The following is a 16,131-nucleotide window of genomic DNA, read 5'->3' as shown; positions in this document are numbered from 1 at the left end:
CACTCCTAACGCCCAATGCCGATTAACATTTGTGATTGTAACCATTGACAGCTAGAGCTTGATTGATCTGGTTTAATAGGTCTTCCATTGATATCGATCGCGGTAATATTTGGGTAGCGATCGTCCGCACAATAGTTTCTATCGATTCCAAAGCATTCTTCTTCCGGTCGTCAATTTTATCGTAAGTTACCCCACCCTGGGAAATAGTTTCCGAAGGATTTAATCTCTGGTTGAGTACTAAAATTGGTGGTAACTTCAAAGGCGACTCTCCCAAGGTTTTCAATGCTTTGAGTACGTCTTTATGAATAGCAGATTCTCCTAAGCAAATTAGGATTAAGTCAACGCTTTGATGACGAATTTGTTGTAACACTTCTGCCCAACAGGGACTCATTGCCGCTTTGAAACCTGCTGTTTGTAGGTACTGAATTAAAGCTTGGAACCATTCAGCTCCTCGTTCAGCAGTTTCACTACTGATTGAGCAATTTTTTTCTGGGCGATCGCCTTTGATTTGCTTGCGTCTTCCCTGTGGTAAATCACGCAGCATGGACAAATCCACTACTAAAATGTTGGGAGGGCAACACACACCAGAAGCAATTTGCAGTACTGATAGCAAGGCATCTGTTTTCTCGGTACGACTGCTGTTGTCTTTACCAAATGGTGTTAAGTAAGGAAATACAGATAACCCTGGTATTTTAGAGGCTATTAAGGTGGTTGCGACATCGCAAGTAACCAACGGTATAGCCGCTAAGCGTGGGTGCTGGATTAGTTGTTGGAGATAAGTTTGGGCAGTGGTGGTGTCTACATCTAGCAAAATTACGTCAAACTGCCACACCCGCGCCAAGAGTTCTGCCTGATCTAGGTCATCTACTTCAATTACCCGATGTTCTCGAAGTGAAGAGTGGGGATTGACGAGTTCCAACTCAGGATTCACCAACCGGAGAATTCGCAGTGGTGTCTTAGTGGGGATACTTGCGCCGTTGTTTAACCCTAGCTGAAGACTTGCTTGTGCAGTACATAATTTTTCTAGGACTGGCGCCAAAAGCTGATGCTCTACTGGTAAGCTTAAAAAACCATCGGCTCGGTTGGCAAATGCTTGCTCCTTTTCGGCTGCTGTGGCTGTCAAAATTACAGATATATGACGGGTTGCAGTGTCCGATTTGAGTAAGGTCAAGACATCCCAGCCTGAGAGCAAGGGTAACAACGGATTGAGAAATATTGCTATTGGTTGCAAGCGCCGAGCTTTTTCTACTGCTTCTGTCCCCGATCGCGCAATCACTACGCGATATCCTAAGCTTTTAAGTTGGTCGGTCAAATCTTCAATATATCGAGCTACTGCCTCGACTACTAAAACCAACCGTTGAGAACTAGCAGGATAATACTGTGTAGATGTCGTCATATGCTGACGAGTTCGGGTTTGTTGATGTTGTGTTTGTGTGTCTTCTATGACTTCTATATCTGGCTCAGAAAAACCTACTTTTGGGGGACTGGGGGGTAGCAGCAATGTGAACTGACTACCTTTACCTTCACGAGATAAAAAGCTCACATCTCCTCCGTGGAGGCGAGCCAGAGCGCGAGTTAATACCAGCCCCAAACCTGTGCCTTCAAATTGGCGAGTGAGAGGATTTTCTAGTTGTTGGAATTTTTGAAAGATTAAATGTTGCTGATGTTCGGGAATACCAATGCCTGTGTCCCAAACTGTAAAGGCAATCCATCCTTCCCAACGACTCACCCGCAGCCCGATTTCGCCTGATATTTCGGTGAATTTAAAGGCGTTGGAAAGTAAGTGTATGAGCATCTGGCGCAATCGCAATTCATCTGCCACGATCTGGTCTAAACCCGGTTCAATGGAGAGACTGAATTGGGGAGCAGATGAACGGACATTTTGGCTTCGGGAGGAAGATGTGGTTTTCCCGGTTTGAGTGTGAATGGCTTTACTCTCAGATAAGGCGCGATCGCACACCGCCCGAATTGTGACTGGAGCTAATGTTAGATCCATTTGTCCGGTTTCCATACGGGTCAAATCCAAAATGTCATTGACCACACTCATCAAATGGCGTCCGCTTTGATGGATCAGCCCGGCATAACGGGCTTGACGCTCGTTTAGTTCTCCCAACTGCTGATCTACTAACAACCGCGACAATCCCAAAACGGCAGTTAGAGGAGTTTTCAGTTCATGACTAATACAAGCTAAAAACTCATCTTTCAAGCGATTTAGTTGAATTAAATCGGCATTTTTGGCTGCTAGTTCTTTGCAAAGCTGTTGCTGCTCGGTGACGTCAGTTGCTAATACTAACCACAAATCAGTGGTAAGTAGAACTTCTGACTCAGTACTCATCGCTTTTAACTCAGGGTTATCTAATGGGATTTTGGCAAACTGCCAAATTCTTTCCTGACCATTTTGCACTTCGACAACGCAAGTACAAGTACCCACCTGGCTATCCAAAAAGCAGCGAGTAGATGTTGTTTCTTCGGCTGTTTGCTGTTCGGAAAGCTCATGAGTCCCTGGTGAGAAGGAAGACAAGCCTGATTGGATCGCTTCACTCTTGACAGATAGCCGTGGCGTTGATTGCTCTTCACCACCATTGGGATGAACCTTAATTGCTTGTCGGTTGAGGTATTCTGGTTTTTTGGCTCCGATGGGGGCAAGTATTGCCTCCACCTGTTGCTTAACTCCTTCTGGGTCTTTTAAAATTCCTAATTGCTGCCACCAAGCAGGATTTTGAGCTATTACCTCGCCAGTACCTGTTTCCAACATCAAAGGCCAAGGTAGTCTTTCTAGCAACTGTACTAGTGGTTGATGTATGAATGGCTTGGGTTGATTTGGCGTCTGCGATCGCGATTTTCTTGGCACAGGATCGTACTCATGGCGATGCTCGCCAGAGTTCAGTAACCCAGTAGTTTTCTCCTTAGCTAAAAATCGTAACAAGCGTGAAGTATCCACCAGCCCCAAATATTCACCATTGGAGTCAATCAACGCCCAATCTAAGTTCTGCTGCTTTTGGGCTTGTCCATCGGACAAACGCCAGCTCAATTGCTCTACACACTCACAAGCTGGTATTGTCTGTATTGGCTCAATGAGAGCTTCCCCCCAGATGGAGAGTGATTGCTGTAAATTTAAATTTTTATCGTCACTATGGCCTAATAATTTTGGGATTAAACGAGCAGAGTACAGCAATCCGATGGGACATTGCTGTTGGTTGACCACTACCAGGCGATCGCACTGCTCTTGCTCAAAAATTTCCAGCACCACTGCCAGAGTTGTTGTTTGGGGGCAGCTAGGTACGGTTGCCTGAAAGTCATAAAGCGGATAATCTAGCATTGACATAAGGCTTTGGGGCTCATTCTTCCTGTGGAAACGTCCGGCATTGCCATCTGCCAACTGCTGATGTTCTGTGTGCCTGAAGCCATATCCTTTAAGAAGACTCATATAAGCAATTTTGGTTACGATTTCAACGCCATTAAAACAACGGGATTTGCGATCGTGGACACTTGTATTGCATCCTACGTTTTTCAGAGAGGCGACCTTTGTTTTTGCTGCTCCTTATTTCTAGCAACTAGCCTCACCAGTGTCTTACTGGTATTTAAACTCCTCATCGATAGCGACGGCTAAAACAATTATGGCTCCAAAGATTCGCTTTAGAACCTTGAGGAATTATAATGATTTAGAATGCGACAATCCTTTAAGTTCGTTTAAGTATCTTATCAAGGAGCAAAATTAAAAAGTCTATCTATTTGTATACATAGATATAGATAGACAAGTAATAAATTACCCAGACAGACCTTATCCAATACCTCCTAAGTCCTACCACCCAGTCGCTACGCCAAGTTATTGAGTGGCTAAAAGTATCTGTTAACGCAGAGCGTTATTTTTTTTGGGGTGGAACCACAAATTTACTGCACACTCAGTATTACCCTAGAAGCGTTTGCCATAAATATCAGCGGACGTTTCTCGGTCAAGTCGATCGACAAGATAGATAGACAATAAATGTTATTACCTATATTGTTTTTACAACCTGATGTTAATAAAGATTTAAGTAATCCATATGACTTAGCCAACGAAAAAGGTGTCAGCCAATGGATAGGTAAGTTTATTTACGCCATTATTACCCAATTTTGCTACCTCCCTGTTGCTGCAACTACCTCTGTAACAATCAACTATTTACCAAATAAGCTTCAACAAAACCAAATTGAGCCACACAATGGCAAGTATTTCTATGTATTTGCCAGTAATATGCAAAAAAGCCAGCAGCATTTCCAGCAAATGACTTCAGCCGAACGTCAACAACTATTGAACGAGCTTAAATCAGCTTATAGTCAGATTATTATAGATTATTTTACCACAGATAAAACACTCAAGGAAAAAATTGATAAATTTATCAACACTATATTTTATGCTAATATTCCTGTGCCACAAATTATCGAAATTCACATGGAAGTAATTGATGAATTTTCCAAACAGCTAAAATTAGAAGGAAGGAGCGATGAAACGTTACTTGATTACCGTCTGACTTTGATAGATATACTGGCTCATTTGTGCGAAGTCTACAGATGTTCGATTCCTAAATAAATTAAATTTATCAATGTTCAAATCTGCACAATCTACTTCTGTTACTTACTTTCAATTCCCAAATGTATCTTGTATTTATCTTCTTAATAATTAGCCTGTAACTAGTATGAATAAAGCCAGAAAGACCTACGTTCTCAAGCTTTATGTAGCAGGGAACACTCCTAACTCAGTACGGGCATTAAAAACACTCAAAGAGATTTTAGAACAAGAGTTTAAAGGTGTTTATGCTTTAAAAGTGATTGATGTCCTGAAAAGCCCGCAGTTGGCTGAAGAAGATAAAATATTGGCGACGCCAACATTATCTAAAATTTTGCCTCCACCTGTTCGCAAAATTATTGGAGATCTTTCAGATAGAGAAAGAGTATTGATTGGATTAGATTTACTGTATGAAGAACTAAGTGAAGAAAATTTTGAAGAATAAAACATTTAATTATAAATAAAATTGAGCGCAAACTTTAGTAAAAAACCGGGTTTAATACCTATTTGTTATCAAGCAATGAGTGAAAAAGAGCAACTAGAACCAAACAAAGCACCGTTAATTGGGGGTGTAGAAAAAATTCGGACGATGATCGAGGGGTTTGACGATATTAGTCATGGTGGATTGCCCATTGCTAGAACTACCTTGATTAGCGGTACTTCAGGTACAGGAAAAACTTTATTATCTCTACAGTTTCTTTATAACGGTATTACCTACTTTGATGAAGCAGGAGTATTTGTTACCTTTGAAGAATCGCCAAGCGATATTATTAAAAATGCTCATATTTTCGGGTGGAACTTGCCACGCCTCATTGAGGAAGGCAAGTTATTTATTTTGGATGCATCTCCCGATCCAGAAGGTCAAGATATCGTTGGTAATTTTGACCTTTCTGCACTTATTGAACGCTTACAATATGCTATTCGCAAATATAAAGCTAAACGAGTTTCCATTGACTCCATAACAGCAGTATTTCAGCAGTATGAAGCTATGGGAGTAGTGCGGCGCGAGATTTTTCGGCTAGTAGCACGTCTGAAACAACTCAGTGTAACGACTATTATTACCACTGAACGTAGCGAAGAATATGGTCCTGTTGCCTCTTTTGGAGTTGAAGAATTTGTTTCCGATAATGTAGTAATTGTTCGCAACGTTTTAGAAGGAGAACGTCGCCGTCGGACAATTGAAATTCTCAAATTGCGCGGTACAACTCACATGAAAGGCGAGTATCCCTTCACAATTACTAACGAAGGAGTCAACATCTTTCCATTGGGAGCAATGCGCTTAACTCAACGTTCTTCTAATGTCAGGGTATCTTCTGGTGTCAAAACCTTAGATGAAATGTGTGGTGGTGGCTTCTTTAAAGATTCAATTATTTTAGCAACAGGAGCGACAGGTACAGGTAAAACGCTGTTAGTAAGTAAGTTTATTCAAGATGGCTGCCTAAATGGAGAACAAGCGATATTATTTGCTTATGAAGAATCACGTGCCCAACTATCTCGGAATGCTTCTTCTTGGGGAATTGATTTTGAGGAATTAGAACATCAGGGTTTACTCAAAATCATTTGTACCTATCCTGAATCTACTGGTTTAGAAGACCACTTACAAATTATTAAATCGGAAATTGCCATTTTTAAACCAGCTCGCATCGCCATTGACTCACTTTCTGCTCTAGCGAGAGGAGTGAGCAATAATGCATTTCGGCAGTTTGTGATTGGTGTTACAGGTTATGCTAAACAAGAAGAAATTACTGGTTTCTTTACTAACACAACCGACCAATTTTTGGGAGCGCATTCGATTACTGACTCTCATATTTCCACGATCACCGACACAATTTTAATGTTACAGTACGTAGAAATTCGCGGAGAAATGTCGCGGGCAGTTAACGTATTTAAAATGCGCGGGTCTTGGCATGATAAAGGGATTCGTGAGTATAATATCACTGCTGACGGGCCCGATATTAAAGATTCTTTCCGAAACTACGAACGGATTATCAGCGGTGCTCCTACTCGCGTTAGTATCGATGAAAAGGCGGAACTTTCTCGCATTGTTAGACGTTTTGAAGACAAACAGAGTTCCGAACCCTAAATTTAGTATCGTAGTATATTCTTTCCTAAATTTAGTATCGTGCTATATTCTGTGGTGAAGAAAGGTTTTCTGCCGCTAGATTGATTTTCGTGTGAGGGGATGCGGTGAAAGGACAGCAATTATTCCATAGTTTCTTACCTGGTGTGACAGCAGCGGTCTTAACAACTCAGCCTGCGTGGGCTGGGACTGTGAAAGTAACTGGGGTACAGCTGGCGTCTTCTCCTAGTGTTTTGACTTCTATCTATGGTCAAGCCTTGGGTGTGGACATCATGAATACGCAATTGCCAAAAACGGCAGATGTTAGTATTCCAACCCTATTACCTGCTCCTGGTTTTACTAAGTTAAGTGTCAAGCCTTTAAGTAATAAGAGTATTCCAGTTTTTATGGCTGGAAATACTGATGTGCCAATAGGACAAGTACCTCACAAAAATGAAGGTAACTTTTTTAATTTGACACCCACTTCTGGTTCTTCCCAACAACCAGATATTAGCCATTCTGCCCAAAGGAACCAAAAACAGAGTAATTCAAGTAGCTGGCAGAAAGTAAAAAGCATAGTAGTTCCCAACTACACTGCAAAATCCCCTTCTGTCCAGACAGAAATTTTGTCCCTGTCTTCTTCACAGCAGCCAGTGGTTCCAAAGGTAAGTAATATAACTCAGTTGCAGACATTTTTACAAACTTCACCCACAGGTGTAGGGTCGGCAAAACTAATGTCAGCGCAGAGGTGTCAACAGGAAGAGTTGGGAAAAAGCAAAACTGATGGCTTGGCTTCTTTGCTATTGGCCTCAAGTACGTGCTTACAACAAAATGATGTTGGTAAACGTCTGGCTCAGAATACCACCCCGGTTCCGACAGATTCAACGCCGACTCTGACTGTACCAGGAAGCGTAACTCCTGCACCAGCAGGTTCAACACCAGCTCCCACTGTGCCAACAACTGTTACTCCTGTGCCCTCAGGTCCGGTGCAAATTCCTCAGAACCTGATTCCTAATGCCAATCCCCTGCAATTTCCTACTAAACCGGAGGAAGTGACATTCAAGGGAAATCAGCCGATTACTTTGGCACAGGCTTTGGAGTTAGCACGGCGTAATAACCACGATCTACAGGTGTCTCTGTTGGAGTTAGAACGCAGCCGATATGCCCTAAAAGAGCAGGAAGCGAGTTTATTGCCGACTTTGGGAATTAGTGCAGATCTAACTCGTAGTCAATCTGCTAGTAGTCAGCTTCAGGATGCACTAAGTAGCAAAAATGGCTTAATTTCTAACCAAGATAAACCTAGTACATCTTTTTCTAGTCAAGCACAACTGTCATATGACCTATACACTTCTGGATTAGGTACAGCTCGTAGAAACGCTGCTAGGGAACAGGTACGCTTCAATGAGTTGGCTGTAGAAACTCAGTCCGAGACAATCCGTTTGAATGTGACGACTGACTACTACAATTTACAACAAGCAGATGAACAAGTACGCATTGCCCAGTCGGCTGTACAGAACTCCGAGGCTAGTTTACGTGATGCAGAAGCTTTAGAGCGAGCGGGAGTTGGTACGCGGTTTGATGTGCTGCGATCGCAAGTAAACTTAGCAAATGCCCAACAAGATTTGACTAATGCTAGATCTCAGCAGCAAATTGCTCGTCGTCAGTTGGCTACTCGGATCAGTTTACCCCAGGGGATCAACATCAGTGCCGCCGACCCTGTACAATTAGCTGGTCTTTGGAACCAGACGCTAGAACAAAGTATTGTACTAGCTTTTCAAAATCGTCCAGAACTTCAACAACAGCTAGCGCAACGTAATATCAACGAGCAACAGCGTAGACAGGCTCTGGCAGAGTTAGGTCCTCAAATCAGCTTGGTAGCCAGCTATGACCTGTTAGACCAGTTTGATGATAGCGTCAGCGTTACAGATGGTTATTCATTCGGAGTTAGAGCAACCCTCAATTTGTATGATGGGGGAGCAGCAAGGGCAAGGGCAAATCAACAGAAAGTTAATATTGCGATCGCCGAAACTCAATTTTCTGAGCAGCGTAACCAAATTCGCTTTCAAGTAGAACAAGCCTTTTCTAACCAGCAATCTAATTTGGAGAATGTTCAAACTGCTAATACCGCTTTAGAACAAGCAAGGGAGGCTTTACGTTTAGCACGTTTACGATTCCAAGCTGGTGTAGGTACTCAAACTGATGTTATTAACTCTGAAAACGACTTAACAAGAGCTGAAGGTAATCGAGTCACTGCAATTTTGGATTACAACCGTGCTTTAGCTCAACTACAACGTTCTGTTACCGTCAGAGGACTACGGTAGTAATTCGTAATTCGTAATTACGGTTTTGCATTTCTTATGAAAAGCTCCCAGAAGCCTCATTTTTCAGTTATTAGACTGGGAAATGAGGCTTTTTGTTAAAAAGATGAGGGGACAAGGGGACAAACAAAACTCCTAACTCAGCACAGGCTAAACGCCCAGCTATCGCTAACAGCACTCTTTTGCCCCATGCTCTATCCCCAATTTTCATGTAAATTATTACTGAAAATTGAACTAACATAACTGAATGTTCGATTGCTCGCCTTGTCAAAGACTCATGACTAAAGTAACGTCCAAAGAAATTGCCCAGTTTCGTTCTCAATTGGCAGATGATCCCAGCGATATGGAAGCGCTGGACTTGATTGAAGACTGTGATGGAGATTTAGAGGATGCAGCGATGACGCTAGCTATCCGCGCCGGACAACAACCAGAAAGGGCAAATTCCGAGTGGTTAGATGCTTTGGCTAGAAGGTGGCGTGCAGTCATTTGTGAACAAGAATATCGGGAAGATTTGCTGAATACTTCAGTTCAGAAGATGATGGAACATTTAAAAACAACGCCAACATTTCCGAAAATTTTGGCAACGCCTGTTTTAATTTATGTCCTCAAGCAAGGCGTGAACAATTTTTGTGAGCCACTCGATTTGTTAAAGTGATCGGCTTATGTCAATGGACTCAATACGGTTCGGTTATGGCTTTTTGATGAGAATTTTCAATCACAAAGACGCGATAAATCGCCGTATCTACAATAATTAATCCTTCGTCTGGACGGCGATTTATCGCGTCTCTTGGCTTAACCGAACCGTATTGCCCCAGGACTGATACGCTGTTAATTAAGGCAAAACTTCTATTAGATGACTATTGTAAAATCAATGAATTACCTTGTTGCCGTATTACCAGACCGCATTCAAGCTGAAGCTGCTTATTTAGCTTTAGAAAAAGAAGGTATAAAGAGTACTATCTTGGGGAAAGGGTATAAAACTGCTGACGAATTTGGCTTAATTGACCCCAAAGACCAAGCCAAAAAACAAGCACAAATCATGGCAACCTGGCTGATACCATTCGGCTTTTTTGCAGGTTTTACCTTCAGCCTGATTACTGGTTTAGATACTTTTGCCTGGGCGGGTGAAGTTGGCAATCACATTGTTGGAGGGTTGCTGGGTGCTGCTAGTGGTGCTATGGGTGGTGTGTTTGTCGGTGGTGGAGTTGGTTTACTTGTGGGTAGTGGTGATGCTTTACCCTACCGCAACCGCTTGGATGCAGGAAAATATTTAGTTGCCGTTGAAGGTTCTGAAACTCTAACTCGGCAAGCAACCAAAATATTACGACAATTTGAACCAGAAAATATTCAGGGTTATGCTGACACAACTAGCGTGTAGCAAATGAATCATAGTTTACATATTACAACACAGCGACTTGAGTTGCTTCCTTGTTCTTTGGAAGTGGCGCAAGCTGCTGTGACAAAAAATAAATCTAAACTAGAAACCCTCTTAGGGGTAAATGTTCCTGAGGATTGGTATGCATGTGAGGTGCTAGATCTTTTCCCAATGTATGCCCAGATGCTAATAGACGATCCTTCCCAGTTAGGTTGGGGTATGTGGCTGATGATTCACATTGGTGATTCTACCCTGATTGGTGATTTGGGATTTGGAGGCAAACCGAATGAACAAGGAACTGTAGAAATTGGTTATGAAGTAATATCGGCCTATCGTCAGCAGGGATTTGCTTTTGAAGCAGTAGAAGCATTAGTGAATTTTGCCTTTACTCAACCAGAACTCAAAAAAATTATCGCTCATTCTCCAGACGATCTTAGTGCTTCAATTCGCATTCTGGAAAAGCTAGGAATGCAACAAATTGCTAGAGATGAAAATCTGCTGAAATGGGAATTGAAGTTACAATCAAGACAGTTTTAAAGAGGGGCATGGAACATTGGGCATTGGTAAAAGATAAATGACAAATGACTAATTCATAATTTTTCAGAATGTTACCACGAGAAGAACTTTTAAAAGGTGTTGAAAATCGAGATACTGTAGCCCGTGTAATTGACCAGGCAGAACAAGCTATTAAAACTTGGGAAGTGGTTGTAACGGATTTTTTATCTCCTCCGGAATTGGCGGAAATTCAACGGGTGTTTAGTCGATTAACGGATGTGCAATTAGTTGTATGGGGTGGATATCCCCAAGCTGAACGCCAAAGAATAGCGATCGCTCGTTCGGAACTGCCGTTAGATCAATCTCAAGTCAGCCTGGTTGCAGTAGAAATTGCCGGCAATTTCCTGTTTGATACCGCCTCTCACCGCGACTTTTTAGGCGCAATGCTGGGGACGGGAATTGTCCGTGAAAAGACGGGAGATATTATTGTCTTGGGAGAAAGAGGGGCGCAAGCCATTGTAGCGCCAGAGTTGGTAGAGTTTTTGGCAATGAGTCTGCAACAGGTGCGATCGGTTCCGGTGAAAACTCAGCAAATTGAGATAACGGAGTTAAAGGTTCGAGAACCGAAGAAAAAAGAATTAACGACTGTGGAGGCTTCTTTGCGATTAGATGCGATCGCATCTGCTGGTTTTGGCATGTCCCGCAGCAAAATGGTTGATTTAATCGATGCTGGCGATGTCCGCGTCAATTGGAAGGAAGTTACCCAAGCTAGTTCTCAACTGAAATCAGGCGACTTAATCGCCATTCGCTCTAAAGGGCGTTTAGAAGTTGGGGAAATTGCTGTTACAAAAAAAGACCGTTACCGCGTGCAACTAACTCGGTATATGTAATTTTTGACGATCAAAATACTGCTTTACATAGACAATTTTGAGAAAGTAAAACCTATGTGGAGGTAAGATTATGACCCAAGCTTTACCCAAATTAGTTACCTTCAATGAATTTATTGAATGGTATCCTGACGATAATAAAGGCTATGAATTGCATAAGGGAGTAATTATTGAAATGCCACCTCCAACCGGAAAACATGAGAAAGTTGTAGGATTTATAGCCCGTAAGCTAACTGTCGAGTTCGATCGCTTAAACCTGCCATACACTATACCCAAAACTACATTAATCAAAACTCCTTCTGCCGAATCGGCTTATTCGCCTGATGTGTTGCTCCTAAATCTTGATAATCTCGACAATGAACTGCTTTTTGAAAAACAGTCAACAGTAAGCCTTGCAGCATCGGTTCCAATAGTTATTGAAGTTGTTTCAACTAACTGGCGAGATGATTACTACAATAAATTTAGAGATTACGAAGAAATGGGCATTCCTGAATATTGGATTGTTGATTATGCTGCCTTGGGTGCAAGAAAGTTTATTGGTAACCCCAAAGAACCCACTATTTTCGTATGCGAATTAGTTGATGATGAATATCAAATGACACCCTTTCAAGGCAACACTGCGATTTTATCACCTACCTTTCCCCAATTAAATTTAACTGCACAACAGATTTTTGATGCGGGGAACTAAGCCATATGCTGCCATAGCTCATTATTAATCTTCGCTAAATCTTTTATAACCGTCCATTAAAAGCTGTATTTAATCTGATAAAACCTGCAATTCAAGCAAGATAAATTTTAGTCATATTGCCAGATTTGATTAATAAGTATATCTCTCATAGTGTGTAAAGATGTTGCAATGCAACATCTCTAATAAGCATCGATAGGCAACTTATCTTATCCGAACTGTATTGGGTGTAGATAATCTATTTTCTTCCTTTTCAGGCTTCGTTTGGATAATCTCAAGCTTCCAATCTAAAGAATAATTGGTCACTCTATAGCCGCCACTCTTAAGATGAGCCAACATTAACTCATCTCGTTGCTGCCAAACTGCAAATATTTTTTCCCTACCATCATTTAGGGTTGCTGAATCGATTTGATAAACTTCATCTACTCGCTTTAGTTTTAAACCCAATAAATTTAACAGTCGGCTGAGTATTTTGATTCCCGAAAGTTGTTCTTTCTCTCCAGCGAAATTAACACCAAGCGCTCTTTTAATATGCTTGCTATGCTGAAAAACAACATTTTTCAGTAATATTAGATCGGCAGAATTATTCGTAAACTCTCGTCCTAATTCTAGAAATTGCAGCATTCCTAACGCCCTCATCGCCTCCACTTTTAAAGTGTAAGTCCTTAAATCTGGGAGAAAAACCTTCCCTTCGCCCCAAGATAATTGCTGCTGCCATTCTTGCTGATCTCTGATGTAAAAATACTCACTTTCATGAGTCAGATAATAGTGAATTAAGAGTTGACAATAGTATCCTTGGTCATCCTGTGATTTCAGACCAGCAGTAACTTCTATCCCATATTTTTGTTTGAGAAGATATTTGTTAATTTGGTTGCGTTCTGCATCAGTTAATGAATGTTTAACTAATAACTGTTCATATTCAACATAATCGATATTTTTAGCATTAGCTACAGCTGTAGCTAATGCTAATTGATTTTGTTGTTTGATTTCTTTAATTTTGCGTTTAATATCTTTGGCTTTTTGACGACTTTGTGCCCAATCTTTTTGCACTTTAACTATTTCTAGAATTAACCTTCTGCGAGTTGCTAAATCATTGGGATCGCTCGCTAAAAATGCCAGGCGTAAATCTCGAATAATATTATTGTGAACCGCATTACTCCGCATCTGAATTTGATGTCCATCAGCAATTAGTCCCTCTTGCATCGATTGACGATAGAGGCGAATAGAAGCATTTACCCTAGCAGATAACTTTGCCCAAGTTCGTAAATGAATTGGGTCATGAACTAAAGGTAAATCCACATCAATTTTATGTAAAGGACTGAGTAATGCTAAATTTTCTTTTTGATTTTCCTGATACCAATCAGATAGCAAGCGATAATTTGTACTACCACTACCAATTAAACCAATACCTCGTTTAGCACACCAGACAACACGCGGCACATCATCCCGTACTCTTGCTAAGGCTTGTCGTGCTTCCGAGTCAGGAATTACCCCTTGAAAAATACCGTAAACTCGGTCGAAATGTTGAACATCAATACTAATTCCTGTCCCCAAACTAGGGGTAACAAAAACACCGTCATATTCAGATATTTTTTGATTAATAGCTGCGATAAAATCAACTGCTGCGTGACCTGGTGTATTTGTAGTGTGGCTACTAACTACTAAAGTTTTCGGAAACTGTCGTCTTAATTTTTGTAAGCGCTCTTTTAAATAACGTTCAATGGTTTCACAACTGTAACGCCCAGCGCGACTATCAGTAGTAACATAACATTTACGTCCAGCCAGCAAATCTAATTCTAGCTGATGAATTAGCGGTGTTGGATTCGGCGAATCATAAAAAGTAACGTCCCAACCTTGTTGAGGTTTCCATTCGTTTAGAACTACCCAAGGTGTTAATTTAATTCCTGCCAATCTCTGTAAATATTCTAGTGAAACATCTGATAAATCAGCATCTTGGGCAATTACTAATCCTCCAGTTGTTAAAACTGTAGCAATTAAATCTTGGAATAATTTTAAGATTTTTACACGTTTGTGCTTACAAGTATTACTATTTAATAGATGCCATAAAGATTGTTCGACTTCATCTAAAATGACTATTGCCCCATGCCAATCTTCTGGGTTCAATTTCCAAATCGAATCAACGCATAAACCAAATGATTTGGGAATTGGGAATTGGGTATGAGAAAGAGGCAGAGGGTCCGAGGGGCCGAGGGGCAGAGGGGAAAGACTTTCTTCTCTGCTCCTCTGCTCCCTCATCTCACCATTCCCTATACTTCGACTTACCTCGGCTCCGCTCGGCACGAGTCGCTCAGTACAAGTTCCCCATTCCCTATTCCCTATTCCCCATTGAATACCAATTTTTTGACACAAAAATCGTCCTAGAATGATTCTGTGAGTAATTAATAAAACAGGTTGGTTTCTATTTTTTGCTTGTTGAACAACGCTTTGCAATGCTGTGGTTTTACCTGTTCCTTTTGGCGATTTTACTCCTACTAATCCAGAGGTGGGAAAAGGTATTTCACCTATATAGGGTCGGTTCAAGCTGAGTGCAGCCGGAATGCTTAAATCGGTGTGGGGTTTGGTTTGGGCAAGATAAATTTCTAAATCTAGACTTTGGCGATAAATTTTATCAAAATTAGTTGCACCTTCGGCAACGATAAAATCATCAACTCCTTTTTCTATTCCTGGAAGTTCGATGACTTTAACAGGACAATTTTTTTTCTGAAATAAACAACCAAGTTGGGAAATAGCATTATTTATCGCCGCAATTTTTTTGGGTTGAGTTTCAAAATCAAAACAAATATAAAAGCTCCGTTTTGTAATTGCAAATGCTGCTAAGTCAGGAATCAATTGACGACGGGTAACTTTACCAAATTTATCTTTGACAACTCGATAACCACTAGTAATTCCAGGAATAGCGATCGCTGCATATCCTTGTGTCAACAAAGTTGCTGCTTTCTTCACACCTTCGCAGATAATCAGGGAAATATTTTTTTCCATTACCCATTGCCAGAAACCAACGGCTTCGCCATCGGGGGTAATGGTGATATTATCTGGCATAACCAGATTGTAACGCCCTGCTACTTGCTGCCAGATTTGCGGTGTTATCCGCAAACAAAACACTCGCGTTGGGGTGCTAGGAGGATGCTCGTATTTGATAGATTTACCATTGTTATTTTTTCGGGATTGGTTTGGCTTAAAGCATCCCCATTCCATTATTTGCCAATTATTCAAGGGGTCTAGCCCGGAACACCACCAACCACCTTCAGTAATATGGGCGTAACGCTCTAACCAACTACTTTTAATCATTCCCGTATTCGTGCGGGGAAGTAGCTCAGAAATCAACAGGTACTCATAAGCTGTTACACCTTGGAGTGACCTAAAATTGAGATGCACTAAGTGTAAGTCTATACCACTAGTCTTGACTAATTCTTCAAGGTGTTGGGGGTGTAAATAGTGCAGATGCATAGCAAAAGCCTCAATGGCAAGACGATGAGATTAAAACATTAACATGCATCTCTAAGTTTATTATAAGCAATATTGCGAAGCTTTTGTGATGCTTTTATTACTGCGTTGTGGGAGACACATCGGTTAAGGCTTTAGTGGGTTATTCTGCCTAGTAGATCCCCAAAGTAATAATTTTGTATTGTGATATTTGTTTGCGGTAAATTTTTATTTATCAGTAAATTTTTCGGTTAAGGAATACGATCGCCACGAGCGATAAGTTAAGATCTTTGTCTACAGGGATTTCTAGACGCAAAAATGTTAA

Annotated in this window: 11 protein-coding genes; 9 read left to right on the top strand and 2 right to left on the bottom strand. The window is 41.2% G+C overall.

Annotated features, from left to right (window positions below):
* Positions 1 to 22 precede the first annotated feature (22 nt).
* Positions 23 to 3,325 carry an ATP-binding protein gene (locus tag ACFG4S_RS20945; protein ID WP_392536042.1) on the bottom strand — a complete coding sequence of 1,101 codons (3,303 nt, stop codon included), beginning with the start codon at positions 3,323 to 3,325 and terminating at the stop codon, positions 23 to 25.
* 660 nt (positions 3,326 to 3,985) lie between these two features.
* Here ACFG4S_RS20945 and ACFG4S_RS20940 point away from each other — a divergent pair.
* The 9 genes from ACFG4S_RS20940 (at position 3,986) to ACFG4S_RS20900 (ending at position 12,365) form a co-directional block, all read left to right on the top strand.
* On the top strand, positions 3,986 to 4,567 hold the full coding sequence (locus ACFG4S_RS20940) for a KaiA family protein (RefSeq protein ID WP_392530941.1): 582 nt from the start codon (positions 3,986 to 3,988) through the stop codon (positions 4,565 to 4,567).
* A gap of 106 nt (positions 4,568 to 4,673) precedes the next feature.
* Positions 4,674 to 4,988, top strand: coding sequence for a circadian clock protein KaiB (gene kaiB, locus ACFG4S_RS20935; protein ID WP_392530940.1), 315 nt, complete (start codon positions 4,674 to 4,676; stop codon positions 4,986 to 4,988).
* A 75-nt stretch (positions 4,989 to 5,063) separates the two neighbouring features.
* Positions 5,064 to 6,626 carry a circadian clock protein KaiC gene (gene kaiC, locus ACFG4S_RS20930; RefSeq protein ID WP_392530939.1) on the top strand — a complete coding sequence of 521 codons (1,563 nt, stop codon included), beginning with the start codon at positions 5,064 to 5,066 and terminating at the stop codon, positions 6,624 to 6,626.
* Positions 6,627 to 6,730: 104 nt separating this feature from the next.
* A complete protein-coding gene (locus ACFG4S_RS20925; RefSeq protein WP_392530938.1) occupies positions 6,731 to 8,923 on the top strand; it encodes a TolC family protein in 2,193 nt (730 codons plus the stop codon).
* A gap of 274 nt (positions 8,924 to 9,197) precedes the next feature.
* Positions 9,198 to 9,575 (top strand): hypothetical protein, encoded by a 378-nt coding sequence (locus ACFG4S_RS20920; RefSeq protein ID WP_392530937.1) that lies wholly within the window; start codon positions 9,198 to 9,200, stop codon positions 9,573 to 9,575.
* A 216-nt stretch (positions 9,576 to 9,791) separates the two neighbouring features.
* On the top strand, positions 9,792 to 10,298 hold the full coding sequence (locus tag ACFG4S_RS20915) for a hypothetical protein (RefSeq protein WP_392530936.1): 507 nt from the start codon (positions 9,792 to 9,794) through the stop codon (positions 10,296 to 10,298).
* 3 nt (positions 10,299 to 10,301) lie between these two features.
* Complete coding sequence (locus ACFG4S_RS20910) at positions 10,302 to 10,832, top strand: GNAT family N-acetyltransferase (protein WP_392530935.1); 531 nt, start codon at positions 10,302 to 10,304, stop codon at positions 10,830 to 10,832.
* A 68-nt stretch (positions 10,833 to 10,900) separates the two neighbouring features.
* On the top strand, positions 10,901 to 11,680 hold the full coding sequence (locus tag ACFG4S_RS20905; protein ID WP_392530934.1) for a photosystem II S4 domain protein: 780 nt from the start codon (positions 10,901 to 10,903) through the stop codon (positions 11,678 to 11,680).
* A 70-nt stretch (positions 11,681 to 11,750) separates the two neighbouring features.
* Entirely contained in the window at positions 11,751 to 12,365 is a 615-nt protein-coding gene (locus tag ACFG4S_RS20900) for a Uma2 family endonuclease (RefSeq protein ID WP_392530933.1), read from the top strand.
* A 201-nt stretch (positions 12,366 to 12,566) separates the two neighbouring features.
* Here the strand turns inward: ACFG4S_RS20900 and ACFG4S_RS20895 are convergent, their stop codons facing one another.
* The gene (locus ACFG4S_RS20895) at positions 12,567 to 15,830 is read right to left on the bottom strand and encodes a plasmid replication protein, CyRepA1 family (RefSeq protein WP_392530932.1); all 3,264 of its coding nucleotides are present in this window, start codon (positions 15,828 to 15,830) and stop codon (positions 12,567 to 12,569) included.
* Positions 15,831 to 16,131 lie beyond the last annotated feature (301 nt).

Origin of the sequence: Nostoc sp. C117 (assembly GCF_043099735.1) — a bacterium.
Lineage (GTDB): Bacteria > Cyanobacteriota > Cyanobacteriia > Cyanobacteriales > Nostocaceae > Nostoc.
This window is presented reverse-complemented; position numbering and strand designations above follow the sequence as displayed.

Excerpts from the sequence above, each read along its gene's own strand:
- kaiC (WP_392530939.1), top strand. The coding sequence starts at position 5,064 with ATGAGTGAAAAAGAGCAACTAGAACCAAACAAAGCACCGTTAATTGGG.
- ACFG4S_RS20900 (WP_392530933.1), top strand. The coding sequence starts at position 11,751 with ATGACCCAAGCTTTACCCAAATTAGTTACCTTCAATGAATTTATTGAA.
- ACFG4S_RS20920 (WP_392530937.1), top strand. The coding sequence starts at position 9,198 with ATGACTAAAGTAACGTCCAAAGAAATTGCCCAGTTTCGTTCTCAATTG.
- ACFG4S_RS20915 (WP_392530936.1), top strand. The coding sequence starts at position 9,792 with ATGAATTACCTTGTTGCCGTATTACCAGACCGCATTCAAGCTGAAGCT.
- ACFG4S_RS20910 (WP_392530935.1), top strand. The coding sequence starts at position 10,302 with ATGAATCATAGTTTACATATTACAACACAGCGACTTGAGTTGCTTCCT.
- kaiB (WP_392530940.1), top strand. The coding sequence starts at position 4,674 with ATGAATAAAGCCAGAAAGACCTACGTTCTCAAGCTTTATGTAGCAGGG.
- ACFG4S_RS20940 (WP_392530941.1), top strand. The coding sequence starts at position 3,986 with ATGTTATTACCTATATTGTTTTTACAACCTGATGTTAATAAAGATTTA.
- ACFG4S_RS20895 (WP_392530932.1), bottom strand. The coding sequence starts at position 15,830 with ATGCATCTGCACTATTTACACCCCCAACACCTTGAAGAATTAGTCAAG.
- ACFG4S_RS20945 (WP_392536042.1), bottom strand. The coding sequence starts at position 3,325 with ATGTCAATGCTAGATTATCCGCTTTATGACTTTCAGGCAACCGTACCT.
- ACFG4S_RS20905 (WP_392530934.1), top strand. The coding sequence starts at position 10,901 with ATGTTACCACGAGAAGAACTTTTAAAAGGTGTTGAAAATCGAGATACT.